Raw genomic sequence first — 14,597 nt, forward strand, 5'->3', positions numbered from 1 at the left:
CGGGACCACACCTTTGCGTCTGGGAAGCGATGGTCGAGCGGGATCACCGGCGCCGAGAGCCCACGCCGGGAGAGGTGGCGCCGCCGGGCGGCGCGCGGCGGGTCAGCGTCGGGCGGCGCGCCGCAACCGGTCCGCCAGGGCGCGGTCGCGTACCTCGATCCGGGTCGTGCCGACGAAGACGTCCATGGTCCCGGCGGCCGCGTCGCGGAGATGGACCACGATCGGGTCGTCACGGCGGCCCGCGGACGGGGTGTTCTGTGCGGCCGACAGGCCCGGCACGGTGAGGGCGGCGGCGCCCAGGGTGGCGCTCGCCGCGGCGGTCAACGTCTGCCGGCGGGTCAGTCGCGGCCAGGGCCGCTTCCGCTGATCACTGGTCATGGGCAACCTTTCCGGGCCGGCGCGTCAGCGCCCGCGGTGGTCGGGAGCCCCGGACGCGCCGCCGAGGCGGACGCCGCCGGGCACCCCCGGTGGGGGCTGCCGGCGGCGGTCCTCGCCGCGACCGCCGCCGGCAGCCAGTGGTACGGCCGGCGGCGGGGAAAGGTTCGACGCTACCCGCGGGCGTGACCGTACGCGGTCGTCCGCTTGCGCGCCGGTCGCCCCGCCGCCGCCGCGATCGCCCGCAACTGCTCCTCGGTACGCGCCGAGCCGTTGCCCGAGCCGGCCATCCGGGAGATGGTCTCCTCCATCAGCGTGCCGCCCAGGTCGTTGCAGCCGCCCCGGAGCATCGCCACGGTGCCGGAGTCGCCCAGCTTCACCCAGGAGCACTGGATGTTGTCGATCCGGCCGTGCAGCAGCAGCCGGGCCATCGCGTGCACGACGCGGTTCTCCCGCCAGGTCGGGCCGGGCCGGGCGATGCCGGCCAGGTAGATCGGCGCGTTGGTGTGCACGAACGGCAGCGCCACGAACTCGGTGAAACCGCCGGTGCGGTCCTGCACCCCGGCCAGCACCCGGAAGTGGGCCAGCCACTGGGCGGGATGGTCGACGTGGCCGTACATCATCGTGGAGCTCGACCGGATGCCCAGCTCGTGGGCCGTGCTGACCGCCTCGACCCAGGCGGCGGCCGGCAGTTTGCCCTTGGTGAGCACCCAGCGCACCTCGTCGTCGAGGATCTCGGCGGCGGTGCCCGGGATGGTGTCCAGGCCGGCGTCGCGGAGCTGGATCAGCCACTCCTTCACCGACACGCCGGCCTTCGCCGCGGCGGTGACGATCTCCATCGGGGAGAAGGCGTGCACGTGCATCCCCGGCACCCGGGCCTTGATCGCCCGGACCAGGTCGGCGTAGCCGGTGACCGGCAGCTTCGGGTCGATCCCGCCCTGGATGCAGACCTCGCTGGCGCCGGCGGCCCACGCCTGTTCGGCCCGGTCCGCGACCTGCTCCAGCGACAGCCGGAACGCGTCTGCGTCGCTCTCCCGCTGGGCGAAGGCGCAGAACCGGCAGCCGACGTAGCAGACGTTGCTGAAGTTGATGTTGCGGTTGACCACGTAGGTCACGTCGTCGCCGACCACGTCCCGGCGCACGTCGTCGGCGATCCGGCAGAGCTCGTCCAGCGCCGGGCCGTCGGCGGAGAAGAGCGCCAGCGCCGCGTCCGCGTGCCGCGGCTCCAGCAGCGCCGCCGGGTCGTCGGCGGCCAACCGGAGTCCGGTACGCAGGTCGTGGTCGCCCGCGCCGGTGGCGGCCGGGGCGGCGCCCGCCAGGCTGGCGTCGGCCTTGCCGGCCACCTCCGACCAGTCGCCGTAGACGCTGTCGAAGTCGCCGCGCCGGTCGTCGGTGCGCCCGGCGGTGTCGATGGTGACGTGCAGGTCGGTCCGCCCGCCGAAGACCTCCTCCGGCTCCTGCCAGGGTCGGCCCAGCGGGCGGGCCGCCTCGACCGCGAGCCCGGTGGCCGGGTCGGCGAGGGCGGTCACGTGCGGCAGCAGACGCGGATCCAGCCAGGGGTCGCCGGCCCGGACGTACTCGGGGTAGATGGTGAGCCGTTCCCGCAGGGTGAAGCCCGCCGCGGCGGTGTGCCGGGCCAGCTCGTCGAGCTGCGGCCACGGCCGCTCCGGGTTGACGTGGTCCGGGGTCACCGGGGACACGCCGCCCCAGTCGTCGATGCCGGCACGCAGCAGCAGGTCGTACTCGCCCTCGATCAGGTTCGGCGGGGCCTGGATCCGGGCCCGCGGGCCGAGCAGCACCCGGGCCACCGCCACCGTGGCGGCCAGGTCGTGCAGCTCGGCGTCCGGCATGCCGCGCATCGCGGTGTCCGGCTTGGCGCGGAAGTTCTGCACGATCACCTCCTGGAGGTGGCCGTACTCCCGCTGCGCCCGGCGGATCGCGAACAACGCGTCCACCCGCTCGGCGAGGGTCTCCCCGATGCCGATCAGGATGCCGGTGGTGAACGGCACCCCGACCCGGCCGGCGTCGTCGAGCACCCGGAGCCGGACCGCCGGCTCCTTGTCCGGCGAGCCGAAGTGCGGGCCGCCCGGCTCCGACCAGAGCCGGGTCGCCGTGGTCTCCAGCATCATCCCCATGCTCGGCGCGACCGGCTTGAGCCGCTGCAGCTCCGACCAGGACAGCACACCCGGGTTCAGGTGCGGCAGCAGCCCCGTCTCCTCCAGCACCGCCACCGCGCAGGCCCGCAGGTAGTCCAGGGTGGAGTCGTAGCCGCGCTCGTCCAGCCACTGCCGGGCCGCCGGCCAGCGCTCCTCCGGGCGGTCGCCGAGGGTGAACAGCGCCTCCTTGCAGCCCTGCGCCGCGCCCTCGCGGGCGATCGCGAGCACCTCGTCCCGGTCGAGGAACGCGGCCGGCAGCCGGTGCGGCACCGTCGCGAAGGTGCAGTAGTGGCAGCGGTCCCGGCAGAGCCGGGTCAGCGGGATGAAGACCTTCTTGGAGAAGGTGACCACACCGGGACGGCCGGCCTCCCGCAGACCGGCGTCGCGGATGTCGCCGGCGACCCGGAGCAGCTCGTCCAGCGCGACACCCCGGGCGGTCAGCAGCGCGCTCGCCTCGTCGAGGTCCAGCGCCCGCCCGGTCGCGGCCCGGCGCAGCGCCCGCTGCACGCTCGCCGCGGTCGGGGCGGAGTCGGTGCGATCAACCATCCGCCCAGCCTATGCGCTGAGCCCGACGGGCCCGCCCGCACGCCTGGACCCCACCGCACCGACGTCGCCCGCTCTCCGCCGCGCCGCCACCCGGTGGCCCCTGTGGCGTGGGGAGGGCCGCCGGGTGCGGGCGGTGGGTCAGCGCGGCTGGTTGGGGTCGTCCCGGTGGAAGCGCTGGGTGTGGTCGCCGTCCTGCGGGGTCGGCTGGCCGAACTCGGCGGACTGCCGCGGGATGGCCTGGGTCGGGTCGGCCGACGGCGGCTGGCCGAACGGCGGCGCCGAGTACGGGGCGCCGGCCGGCGGGGCCGACTGCGGGGCGGTGCCGTACGGCGGAGCGGAGTCGAACGGCGGCGCCGGCGGGTTCGGCTGCCCGTACTGACCGGGCGGCGGGTAGCCGCCGGGCTGTTGGGGCGCCGGGTAGCCGCCGGGCTGGTTCGGCGCCGGGTAGCCGCCGGCCATCGGGTATCCGCCCTGGCCGGGGACCGGGTAGCCGCCGGGCTGCCCGGCCTGCTGCTGCGGCCAACCGGGCTGCGGCTGGCCGTAGGCGCCGGGCTGCGGCTTCGGCTTCGGCGTGTAGTACAGGTTGCGCCAGACGGTGAAGACGACGTACCCGGCGACGGCGAAGATCGCCAGCCAGGCGGCCCGGGTCAGCAGGCCGAGCAGGGCGTCGAACACCTCCGCCTCGGCGAGCCGGCCGACCAGCCAGATCAGGAAGGTCAGCGCCCCGAACAGCGCGCCGATCGCGTACTCCCCCAGCGCGACCTGGGTGATCAGCTTGGCCTTCGGCAGCACCGGCCGGACGTGGGTGGCGAGCAGCACGGCCAGCACCGGCAGCACCGTCGACTCGACACCGACGAAGCTGAAGAAGGCGCTCCCCGCCCGGAGGCCGAAGGTGCTGTAGCCGTCCGCCGGCACCAGCAGCCGGAAGAGGCCGACGAAGAGCAGCACGGCGTTCGCGCCGAGCAGGACGAGCGCGGCCAGTTCGCGCAGTGGCTTGGTCAGCTGGCTGGCCTGCGTCGCGTCTGTGGACGCGGGCTCGGCGGGGCTGGTCACGAGCTCCCCCTGGGGACGAAAACGGACAGTTGCCGACGTGAGCCTAGTCTCTCCGGCCACCGGCCGACCGACGGCGGCGCGTACGCAAGGATGGACGCCATGCGCATCGTGGTTCTGACCGGCGGGATCGGCGGCGCCCGGTTCCTGCTCGGCGTCCGGGCGTACGCCCGGGAGGTGGGGGCCGAGGTGACCGCCGTGGTCAACGTCGGCGACGACCTGCTGCTGCACGGGTTGAAGGTCTGCCCCGACCTGGACAGCGTGATGTACACGCTGGGCGGTGGCGCCGACCCGGAGCGGGGCTGGGGTCGGGTCGGCGAGAGCTGGACGGTCAAGTCGGAGCTGGCCGCGTACGGCGCCGAGCCGAGCTGGTTCGGCCTCGGCGACAAGGACATCGCGACGCACCTGGTGCGGACGACGATGCTCAACGCCGGGTACCCGCTGTCCGCGGTGACGCAGGCGCTGGCCACCCGGTGGGAGCCGGGCCTGACCATGCTGCCGGCCACCGACGACCGCCTGGAGACCCATGTGGTCGTGAGCGGGCCGGCCGGCGACGGCGACCAGGGGCAGCGGGCGATCCACTTCCAGGAGTGGTGGGTGCGGTACCGGGCGGACATCCCGACGCACCGGTTCGCCTTCGTCGGCGCGGAGACCGCGAAGCCGGCGCCGGGGGTGCTGGAGGCGATCGGCTCCGCCGACGTGGTGCTGATCGCGCCGAGCAACCCGGTGGTGAGCATCGCGCCGATCCTGGCCGTACCGGGGCTGCGCGAAGCGGTCACCGACGGGCCGGCGCCGGTGGTGGGCGTGTCGCCGGTGATCGGCGGGGCTCCGGTGCGCGGCATGGCCGACCGCTGCCTGGATGTGCTCGGCGTGGAGTGCAGCGCGGCCGGGGTGGGCGGCCTCTACGGCGGGCGGCCGGCAGGCGGGCTGCTCGACGGCTGGCTGGTCGCGCCGGAGGACGAGGGCACGCTCGTGCCAGAGGTGACCGTCCGGGCGGCGCCGCTGCGGATGACCGACGAGACGGCGACGATGGCGATGGTCCGGGCCGCATTGGAGCTGGTGTGAGGCTGGAGATCCTGCCGGTGCCGGGCATCGGCGACGTGACCGAGGGCGACGATCTGGCGGCGATGATCGCCACCGCGGCGCCGTGGCTGCGCGACGGCGACGTACTGGTGGTGACCAGCAAGATCGTGTCGAAGGCGGAGGGCCGGCTGGTCGACGTGCCGGCGGACGGCCCGGAGCGGCTCGCCGCCCGGAACGAGGTGCTCGCCGCCGAGACGGCCCGGGTGGTCGCCACCCGGGGGGAGACCCGGATCGTGCAGACCCACCACGGCTTCGTGATGGCCTCCGCCGGGATCGACGCCTCGAACGTCGACAAGACCCGGCTGGTGCTGCTTCCGGAGGACCCGGACGCCTCGGCCCGGGCGCTGCGCGCCGCGCTGCGCGAGCGCCACGACCTCGACGTCGCGGTGATCGTCAGCGACACGATGGGCCGGCCCTGGCGCAACGGGCTCACCGACGTGGCGCTCGGCGTGGCCGGTATGCCGGCCATCCGCGACCACCGGGGCGAGATCGACCCGTACGGCAACGAGCTGCAACTGACCCAGATGGCCGTGGTCGACGAGTTGGCCGCCGCCGGTGAGCTGATCAAGGGCAAGTGTGACCAGGTGCCGGTCGCGGTGGTCCGCGGCTACCTCGGCGCGGCCGTGGCCGACGACGGCGACGGCGACGGCGCCCGAGCCCTGATCCGGGACGCCGAGCTCGACCTCTTCTCCCTGGGTACCGCCGAGGCCAGGGTCGCCGGCCTGCGCGCGGCCGCCATCCTGGCCGACGGGCCCGGGCCGGCGCCGGCCGACCCCGCCGCGGTCGACCGGGCCGTCGCCGCGGTCGCCGACGTGGTCGCGCCGGGCACGGTCTTCACCCACGTCACCGACGAGGAGGTACGCGCCGGACTGGTCGCCACGGTGCCCGGCTGGCCGGCAGAAGCGACCGGGTTGCTCCTCGCCGCCCCGCCGACGCCGGTCGACCAGCTGGACCTGGTGCGCTTCGGCGCCGACCTGCAACGGCTGCGGACCGCGCTGGCCGCGGAGGGAATCTCCTCCGCGCTCCTGCCGCCGCCGGACGGCAGCACCGCCAGCGCCGCCCTGGCCATCTGACCGCTGAACCGCCCGCCCGACGGGTCAGGCGTCGAGCATGGCGCGGCCGAGCGGGGTCAGCGTGTGCAGCACGGTGTTGCGGTCCCGGTGGCTGACCAGCAGGCCGGCGTTGCGCAGCACGGCGGTGTGCTGGCTGGCCGCGGCCGGCGAGATGTGCAGCCGGCGGGCGACCTCGCCGGTGGTACAGCCGTCGTCGGTCGCCTCCAGCACGGCGGCACGGGTGCGCCCGAGCAGGGCCGCCAGGGCCTGGCGGTTTCCGTCGCCCGGCGCCGGGCCGGCGCCCCGGCCGGGCTGCGGGGCGAGGCCGCCGAGCCGGTCGACCGGGTAGACCAGCACCGGCGGCAGGGTCGGGTCGAGCAGCGCGACCGGGGTCCGGGCGCAGAAGAATGACGGGACCAGCAGCAGCCCCCGCCCATCGAGGTACAGCTCCCGGGTGTCCGGGTAGTCGAGCACCTCGAGCATCCCCGCCTCCCAACGCATACTCGGGCGCAGGCTGGCGAGCAGTCCCTCCACGCCGCCGTCGAGCAGGGCCCGGGCCCGCCGCGCCCGGTCGGCCTCCACGGCGGCCCGGACCCGGGACCAGTACGGTGCGATGGCCAGTTCCTGGTAGCGGGCCATCGAGTCGGTGAGGTGGCGCAGCACCTCGGGCTCGCCGCGGGCCAGCGCGGACGCCGAGGAGGGCAGCGCGGTCTCCCCGGCCAGCAGGGTCAGGTCCCGCCGCAGCAGGTCGGCCGGGGTGCCCCGGACCGCCTCCAGTCCCGCCTCGAAGCCGGACAGGCTCTCGTACGGGGTGAGGAAGTCGGGGAAGTAGCCGCGGGGCGGGTTCAGCGCGAAGAGCAGGCGGAGGCTGTCGGCGGCGCTGTCGGTGCGCAGGGTCCGGGCCACGCTGCGCCGCCAGTTGGCCATCAGCGGGTCGCGGCTGCGGCCCTGCAACAGGTGCAGGCTGAGGACCAGTTCCCAGACCGGATCCGCGGCGGGGGCCACCCTGGTCCGCAGAATGTCCTCGCTCGTGAAAAAAATCTTCAGCATGGAGCACTCCCGGGGGCGGGGCAGAGGGAGTGCCCGCCGACCATCTGCACTGTACCCGCCGGCACTTATCTCCATCTTTAAGCGTGAGCTGAAAAACCTCGACGGGGCGCGGCCCGGTTGGGCATGCTTCCCCTTGCCGGTAGGGGTCGGGATGTCGCCGGCGCCAGGGCACCGGGGTCCGGGGGAACCGGCGACCGGGCGGCACCACGAGGGTCTGCGGCCCACGCTCCGCAGAGGTGTCACCCGGTCGCCTCCCCGGGCTCGACCGGGGTGTCAGTCCGCCCAGAGCGCGACCCGATGATCCTCGTCGGTGACGTACCAGCAGCGTCCCCCCAACTCGGCCAGGCCCTCCACATGGTGGAACGGCGCCAGGTCGGCAACCACCTTCCCGGCCACCCGCGCGTCCGGCGTGACGTCGAGCCGGAAGCGGACGTGCCGCGAGGTCACCGTGCCACCCTGCGGATGGTCGTCGAGCAGCACCGAACCCTTGCCCAGCGCGTCGATCGACCCGATCACCGCCGCGTACCCGCCGTCCGCGGTGGGCGCGATCGCCCGGAAGCCGGCCAGCGCGCCCGGCGGGGTCACGCCGGTCAGCGCGTACGCTCCGACGGCCCGGGGCCAGACCGGGTCGGTGGCGAACATGCCGGCCACCCCGGCCAGCTCGACCAGGATCGGCTCGCCCTCGGCGGTCACCGGGAACCGGAGCCCGAGCAGCACCGTGCCGGCCGGCGTGAAGGCGGCCGCCTCGACGTTGAGCGGCAGGTCGCCCTCGGCGAGCCGACTCACCCAGCTCTTCGCCCGGGCGGTGCCCCGGGCGAGGGTCTCCACGATGAACCGGTGCCGGACCCGGTCGCCCGGCGGCAGCGGGGTCAGCGGCGCGGCGGCGAGCGCGTCGTTGAGCGCACGGTGCAGCCGGAACCGGTTGCGCACCACGTGCACGGGAACTGTCCCGGTCGCGGCGTCATCCTCCCGGAACCGGGCCACGAACGCCCGTCGGGGCCGCAGCGGGCCGGCCTTGGAGCCGAAGTGGGAGCCGAAGACGTACACCCAGCCGTCGTGGTGGGCGATCGCCTCACCGTCCTCGGTCCGGCCGCTCTCCGCGCCGGCGTCGGCGGCGACGTGGTGCGCCACCCACCCGCCGTCCTCGCGTTCGAGGAGCAGGGCCAGGCAGCGTTCCACCGGGCCTTCGTCCAGGACGGTCCAGAAGCCGCGCCGCGCGCGGTGCGCGCGCAGCAACGCCGGCGAGCGGACCGGCAGCAGGTCACTGGCCTCGTTGCCGGCCACGACGAACTCGACGAGTCGCAGGGTCACCGGGTCAGGGTACGGAGGCCCCGCTCGTAGAGTGTCGGGGTGCCTGACGCCTCGACCACCACCCCGACGCCCGAGCTCGACGTCTTCGCGGACCTGCACGCCGACGCCGCCGCCGTGCTGGCCGGCTGGACGCCGACCGGTCCGGCGGCCGCCCGGGCCCGGGACCGCACGCTGGACCTGCTGGCGGCGGGGCCCGCGGCGATGAGCCGAGGCCATCGCGCCGGGCACGTGACCGCCAGCGCGCTGGTGCTCGACCCGACCGGCGGGCGGGTGCTGCTCTGCCTGCACGGCAAGTTCCGCAAGTGGGTGCAGCTCGGCGGGCACTGCGAGCCCGGCGACCGGACCCTCGCCGGGGCGGCGCTGCGCGAGGCCACCGAGGAGTCCGGGATCGCCGGCCTGACGGTCGACCCGGTGCCGATCGACGTGGACATCCACCCGGTGAGCTGCCAGGGCGGCTCGCTGCACTATGACGTCCGGTTCGCGGTGTTCGCCCCGGCCGGGGCCATCGAGCGGGTCAGCGCGGAGTCGGCGGCGCTGGGCTGGTTCCCGCCGGACCGGCTGCCCGAGCCGCTGGCCGACGGGACGGTCCAGCTCGTCGCGCCGGCCCTCGCCGCCCTGGCCCGCCGGTCCGCCGGCTGAACCGGCAGCCGCTCGGAACGGCAGCCGGGCCCGGACGGGCGCGGGTCAGACCAGGCCCTCCTCGCCGCGTTCCTTCAGCTCGTCAACCAGCTTCTTGACGTCCTGGGCCCGGTCGCGAGGGCAGACCAGCACCGCGTCGGGGGTGTCCACCACGATCAGGTCGTGCACGCCGAGGACGGCCACCAGCCGACCCGACTGCGGCACCACCACCAGATCCCGGCTGTCGTGCAGCAGCACGCCCGGCTTGCCGTCGGTGCCGAGGACCACGTTGCCGTCCGGGTCGGCGGGCAGCACCTCACCGAGGGTGTGGAAGTCGCCGACGTCGTTCCAGCCGAAGTCGCCGGGCACGGTGGCGACCCGGCCGGCCGTCGCCGCGCCCTCCATCACCGCGTAGTCCACGGAGATCTTCGGCAGGGTCGGCCAGACGGTGCCGAGGATGTCGTCCTGCTCCGGGGTTCCCCAGGCGGCCGCGATCGCGGTGATCCCGGCGTGCAGCGCCGGCTGCTGCCGGGCCAGCTCGGCCAGGAAGACGTCCACCCGCCAGACGAACATGCTGGCGTTCCAGAGGTGCCGCCCCGAGCGGACGTACCCCTCGGCCACCTCGGCGGCCGGCTTCTCCTTGAACTCGACGACCGGCCGCAGTGGACCGTCGCCGGTCGGGTCGCCGGTCTCCAGGTACCCGTAGCCGGTCTCCGGCCGGGTCGGGGTGATGCCCACCGTCATCAGCAGCCCCCGCTCGGCCCCGCCGATCGCCTGGCGCACGGTCTCCGCCCAGCGGGCCGGATCACCGATCAGGTGGTCGGCGGCGAACGAACCCATCACCGCCTCCGGGTCGCGCGCAGCGATCACCGCGGCGGCCAGCGCGATCGCCGCGCAGGAGTCCCGCGGCGAGGGCTCGACGAGGATGTTCTCCTCTGGCAGGCCGGCCAGTTGCCGAGCCACCGCCGCGACGTGCGCGGCACCGGTGACCACCAACGTGCGCTCGGGTGTGGTCAACGGCGCGAGCCGGTCCACCGTGGCCTGGAGCAGCGAGGCCGGGGTGCCGGTCAGCGGGTGGAGGAACTTGGGGTGGCCGGCACGGGACAGCGGCCACAACCTCGTGCCGCTGCCACCCGCCGGGATGACGGCGTAAAACATCAGCACATCATGCCCGAACCGCCATGCTACGGACGCACGCCCGGCCGTACCGGCAGGTGACGTTCAGGAACGGGCCCGGCTCCACGCCGCGACGTGCACCTCGGCGCTGGACTCCCAGGTGAACTCCTTGGCCCGGTCGAAACCGGCCTTGGCCAGGGAGAGCCGGCGGTGTTCGTCGTCCAGCAGGGCGGCCAGGTCGGTGGCGATCTGGGCCGGGTCCTCGCTGGTGTAGGCCACCGCGTCGCCGCCAACCTCGGGCAGGGAGAGCCGCGGCGTGGTCAGCACCGGCGCGGCGCAGGCCATCGCCTCCAGGATCGGCAGGCCGAAACCCTCGCCGTACGACGGGTAGGCGGCGACCAGGGCGCCGCCGAGGAAACCGGGCAGGTCGGCGTAGCGCAGGTAGCCCGGGCGGAGCAGCCGCAGGTGCGACGGGACCTCGGCCACGGCGCGGTCGATGTCGTCGTCGTGCCCCTGGCCGCCGGCGATGACCAGGGCCGGCGGGTCGGTCCGGTCGGCCACCGCGCGGGCCCAGCCGCGAATCAGGTTGGGTACGTTCTTCCGCGGCTCCTTGGCCCCGAGGAACGCGATGTAGCTGCTGCTGCCCAGGCCCAGCCGGGCCCGGACCCGGGCCTTCTCCTCCTCGCTCGGGGCGTGGAAGGCGGCCTGGTCGACGCCGTGGTACGCCACGTCGATCCGGGTCGGGTCGGCGTCGAGCAGCCGGATCAGCTCGTCCCGGGTGGCCTTGCTCGGCACGATCACCCGGTCGGCCCGGCGCAGGGACGTCTTGATCGCGCTGCGGAAGAACGTCCGGCGGGACTTGTCGTAATGCTCCGGCTCGGTGAAGAAGGTCGCGTCGTGCACGGTGACCGTGACCGGGCAGCCGGCCCGCAGCGGGCAGGTGTAGAACGGCGAGTGGAGCACCTCCGCGCCCACCTGCTGGGCGAGCAGCGGCAGGCCGGTCTGCTCCCAGGCGAGCCGGGCGGGGCGGTGCGCGACGGCGGCCGGTGCGGGGATGACCTCCGCCCCGGGCAGCATCCGTGTGTAGCGCTCCAGATCGGTGCGGAGGCTCACCACGGCCAGGTCCACGCCGGAGCCGCAGACCTTGCCGAGGGCGCCGAGCAGGCCATCGACGTATCTACCGACGCCGCCACGGTCGGCGGGGACACTCGTGGCGTCGATGAGCACGCGGGGCGGGCGACCGGCGGTCACGGGGCGACTCCTCAGGCTGGCGGGTCTGTGGTGAACAACACTGTCGGCAAGCCTACGCCGGGGCGGTGCCCCGACGCTGACTGCGACCCGACGGTACGCCGACTTGTCATCGTCATCGAATACGGGCGGGGACCGCGTATCGTTCGCGCCGATGGCCGACAACATTGCCCGGGTCTTCGCCGACGCGATCGCGACCGACCCGACCCGTCCCGTGCTGACCTGGTACGACGACGCGACCGGCGAGCGGACCGAGCTCTCCGGCGCGACGCTGGCGAACTGGGTGGCCAAGACGGCCAATCTGCTCGTCGACGAGGTCGCCCTCGCCCCCGGCGACACGGCCGGGGTGCTGCTGCCGCCGCACTGGCAGACGGCCGCGGTGCTGCTCGGCTGCTGGTCGGCGAAGCTGACCGTGGTGGACGCGCCGGGCGCAGTGGACGTGCTCTTCGCCGCCGCCGACCGGGCCGCCGAGGCGGACGCCTGGTCGGCCGGCGAGCGGTACGCCCTCGCGCTCGCCCCGTTCGCCCTCCCGCTGCGGGAGGTGCCCCCGGGCTTCGTCGACTACGTCGTGGAGGTACGCGGCCACGGCGACCACTTCACGCCGTACCCGAAGGGCGGCGAGGGGGACGCGGAGCTGCTGGCCCGTGCGGCGGCCCGCGCCGCGGACCTGGGCATCGCCACCGGTGACCGCGTCCTGATCGACGCGGCCCGCCACCCGGACCCGGTCGACTGGCTGCTCGCGCCGCTGACGGCCGGCGCCAGCATCGTCCTCTGCGGCAACCTGGACCTGGCCCGCCTCGACTCCCGCACGGCGAGCGAGAAGGTCACCCGCACCCTCGCCTAACGCTTGCTGCCCGGCCTGACCGTGTGGCCGTCCAACGCCACCGCGAGGACATGCTCGCGCCTACCAGCTCAGGGCCCGCCCTAGGCGCGAGTGGGGTCGTCGGAGTGGGCGCGGCGCTGGGCGAAGGCGGCGAAGGCGGTGAGGGACTCGGGGTTGGCGAGGGCGCCCTTGGCCGCCGCGCTGTCGACGGGGGTACCGGTGAGGATCTTCTTGACCGGTACCTCCAGCTTCTTCGCCGACAGGGTGCGCGGCACGGCGCGGACCTGGTGGATCTCGTCGGGGATGTGCCGGGGCGACAGGGCGGTCCGCAGCTCGCGGCAGATCTTTTTCCGCAGCTCGTCGTCGAGCTCCAGGCCCTCGGCGAGCACCACGAAGAGCAGCAGCTCCCCCGCGCCGCCCTGGTCGTCCTCCAGGTGCACCACGACCGAGTCGACGACCTCGTCCAGCCCCTCCACCACCGAGTAGAACTCGGCGGTGCCCAGCCGGACGCCGCCCCGGTTCAGGGTGGCGTCGGAGCGGCCGGTGATCACGCAGCCGCCGCGCTCGTTGATGGTGATCCAGTCCCCGTGCCGCCAGACGCCCGGATAGACCTCGAAGTACGCCTCCCGGTAGCGGACGCCGTCCGGGTCGTTCCAGAAGCCCACCGGCATGCTCGGCATCGGCGCGGTGATCACCAGCTCGCCCAGCTCCCCGATGACCGGGGTGCCGTCGGCCGAGCGGGCCTCCACCTTCGCGCCCAGCGCCCGGCAGGTGATCTCACCGGCGTGCACCGGCAGCAGCGGCACGCCACCGACGAAGCCGGTGCAGACGTCCGTGCCACCGGACAGCGACTGGAGCTGAAGGCGGTCGCCGACGTTCTCGTACACCCAGGTGAAGCCCTCGGCGGGCAGCGGCGCGCCGGTCGAGCCGACGCCACGCAGCGCGGAGAGGTCCGCGATCTCCTTCGGCACCACACCGGACTTGCGGCAGGCCAGCAGGAACGGCGCCGAGGTGCCGAAGTAGGTGGTGCCGGTCTCCGCCGCCAGCCGCCACAGCGCGCCCAGGTCCGGGTGGCCCGGGTTGCCGTCGAAGAGCACGATCGTCGCGCCCACCGCCGGCCCGGAGACCAGGAAGTTCCACATCATCCAGCCGGTGGTGGTGAACCAGAAGAACCGGTCGGCCGGGCCCAGGTCGTGGTGCAGGGCGAGCATCTTCAGGTGCTCCAGCAGGATGCCCCCGTGGCCGTGCACGATCGGCTTGGGCAGCCCGGTGGTGCCGGAGGAGTAGAGCACGTAGAGCGGGTGGTCGAACGGCACCGGGGTGAAGGCCAGCGGCTCGTCGGTCGGCGCGGCCAGCTCGGCCCAGGAGAGGGCCCCCTCCGGCGCGGCCTTCATTCGGTCCGGAGCGCCGCCTAGCGGCGCGGAGGCCGAATTATGGCCGCCAGCGCCGGCCGGGTCGAGGTAGGCGATGCCGACGGTGTGCTGAAGCGACGGCAGGGCGGCCCGGATCGCGGCCACCTCGCCGCGCCGGTCCACCGGCTTCTCGCCGTACCGGTAGCCGTCGACGGCGACCAGCACCTTCGGCTCGATCTGCTGCCACCGGTCGGTGACGCTGCGGGTGCCGAACTCCGGCGCGCAGGAGGAGAAGATCGCGCCGAGGCTGGCGGTGGCCAGCAGCAGCACGTACGTCTCGGGGATGTTCGGCGCGTACGCCGCGACCCGGTCCCCGGGGCCGACGCCGAGCCGGCGCAGCCCGGCCGCCACCCGGCGGACCTGCTCGCGCAGCTCGGCCGCGGTCAGGGTGACCGGCGGCCGGGTCTGCCCGTGCGCGATCACCACCGGATCCCCGTCGGCCCGGCCGGGCATCCGCAGCACGTTCTCGGCGTAGTTGAGCGTCGCGCCGGGGAACCAGCGGGCGCCGGGCATCGCGGGGTCGGTCAGCGTGGCGGTCGGCGGGGTGTGCGCGACCACCTCGAACCAGTCCCAGATCGACCGCCAGAACCCGTCGAGGTCGGTGACCGACCACTGCCAGAGCGCGTCGTAGTCGGCGAACTCCAGCCCCCGGTGCTCGGCCAGCCAGCGCAGGTAGTCACCGATCCGGGACCGCTCGCGCACGTCGGCCGGCGGCGTCCACAGCACGTCACCCACTGCTCCACCCTCCCTGCGGCCC

The 14,597-nt window shown here is 74.6% G+C and carries 12 protein-coding genes; 4 read left to right on the forward strand and 8 right to left on the reverse strand.

Features of this window, described 5'->3' with window-relative positions; all coding sequences use genetic code 11:
• Positions 1-102: 102 nt before the first annotated feature.
• The 3 genes from OG799_RS24160 to OG799_RS24170 all read right to left on the reverse strand — a co-directional run bounded on the left by OG799_RS24160 (position 103) and on the right by OG799_RS24170 (position 4,130).
• Positions 103-378, reverse strand: a complete 276-nt coding sequence (locus OG799_RS24160; protein ID WP_406037790.1) for a hypothetical protein — start codon at positions 376-378, stop codon at positions 103-105.
• A 170-nt stretch (positions 379-548) separates the two neighbouring features.
• Entirely contained in the window at positions 549-3,077 is a 2,529-nt protein-coding gene (locus OG799_RS24165; RefSeq protein WP_406037792.1) for a bifunctional FO biosynthesis protein CofGH, read from the reverse strand.
• A gap of 138 nt (positions 3,078-3,215) precedes the next feature.
• The gene (locus OG799_RS24170; RefSeq protein ID WP_406037794.1) at positions 3,216-4,130 is read right to left on the reverse strand and encodes a hypothetical protein; all 915 of its coding nucleotides are present in this window, start codon (positions 4,128-4,130) and stop codon (positions 3,216-3,218) included.
• Between the two features lie 99 nt (positions 4,131-4,229).
• Between OG799_RS24170 and cofD the strand changes: the two genes are divergently transcribed.
• Positions 4,230-5,192 carry a 2-phospho-L-lactate transferase gene (cofD, locus tag OG799_RS24175; protein WP_406037796.1) on the forward strand — a complete coding sequence of 321 codons (963 nt, stop codon included), beginning with the start codon at positions 4,230-4,232 and terminating at the stop codon, positions 5,190-5,192.
• Positions 5,189-6,283 (forward strand): coenzyme F420-0:L-glutamate ligase, encoded by a 1,095-nt coding sequence (locus OG799_RS24180; RefSeq protein WP_406037798.1) that lies wholly within the window; start codon positions 5,189-5,191, stop codon positions 6,281-6,283. Before cofD ends, OG799_RS24180 begins: the two co-directional genes overlap by 4 nt.
• A gap of 24 nt (positions 6,284-6,307) precedes the next feature.
• On the opposite strand, the gene OG799_RS24185 is transcribed toward OG799_RS24180, so the two are convergent.
• Both OG799_RS24185 and OG799_RS24190 read right to left on the reverse strand, forming a co-directional pair.
• Positions 6,308-7,312 (reverse strand): ArsR/SmtB family transcription factor, encoded by a 1,005-nt coding sequence (locus tag OG799_RS24185; RefSeq protein WP_406037800.1) that lies wholly within the window; start codon positions 7,310-7,312, stop codon positions 6,308-6,310.
• 273 nt (positions 7,313-7,585) lie between these two features.
• Positions 7,586-8,623, reverse strand: a complete 1,038-nt coding sequence (locus OG799_RS24190) for a hypothetical protein (RefSeq protein WP_406037802.1) — start codon at positions 8,621-8,623, stop codon at positions 7,586-7,588.
• Between the two features lie 39 nt (positions 8,624-8,662).
• Between OG799_RS24190 and OG799_RS24195 the strand changes: the two genes are divergently transcribed.
• Positions 8,663-9,262, forward strand: a complete 600-nt coding sequence (locus tag OG799_RS24195) for an NUDIX hydrolase (protein ID WP_406037804.1) — start codon at positions 8,663-8,665, stop codon at positions 9,260-9,262.
• Between the two features lie 45 nt (positions 9,263-9,307).
• On the opposite strand, the gene OG799_RS24200 is transcribed toward OG799_RS24195, so the two are convergent.
• Together OG799_RS24200 and OG799_RS24205 are read right to left on the reverse strand one after the other, a co-directional pair.
• Positions 9,308-10,399 carry a mannose-1-phosphate guanylyltransferase gene (locus OG799_RS24200; protein ID WP_406037806.1) on the reverse strand — a complete coding sequence of 364 codons (1,092 nt, stop codon included), beginning with the start codon at positions 10,397-10,399 and terminating at the stop codon, positions 9,308-9,310.
• Between the two features lie 63 nt (positions 10,400-10,462).
• A complete protein-coding gene (locus OG799_RS24205; RefSeq protein WP_406037808.1) occupies positions 10,463-11,608 on the reverse strand; it encodes a glycosyltransferase family 4 protein in 1,146 nt (381 codons plus the stop codon).
• 151 nt (positions 11,609-11,759) lie between these two features.
• On the opposite strand from OG799_RS24205, the gene OG799_RS24210 reads away from it, so the two are divergent.
• Complete coding sequence (locus OG799_RS24210; RefSeq protein ID WP_406037810.1) at positions 11,760-12,449, forward strand: TIGR03089 family protein; 690 nt, start codon at positions 11,760-11,762, stop codon at positions 12,447-12,449.
• An 80-nt stretch (positions 12,450-12,529) separates the two neighbouring features.
• Here the strand turns inward: OG799_RS24210 and OG799_RS24215 are convergent, their stop codons facing one another.
• Entirely contained in the window at positions 12,530-14,575 is a 2,046-nt protein-coding gene (locus tag OG799_RS24215) for an acetoacetate--CoA ligase (protein WP_406037811.1), read from the reverse strand.
• Between the last annotated feature and the right edge of the window lie 22 nt (positions 14,576-14,597).

This window comes from Micromonospora sp. NBC_00898 (assembly GCF_045207895.1).
Lineage (GTDB): Bacteria > Actinomycetota > Actinomycetes > Mycobacteriales > Micromonosporaceae > Micromonospora.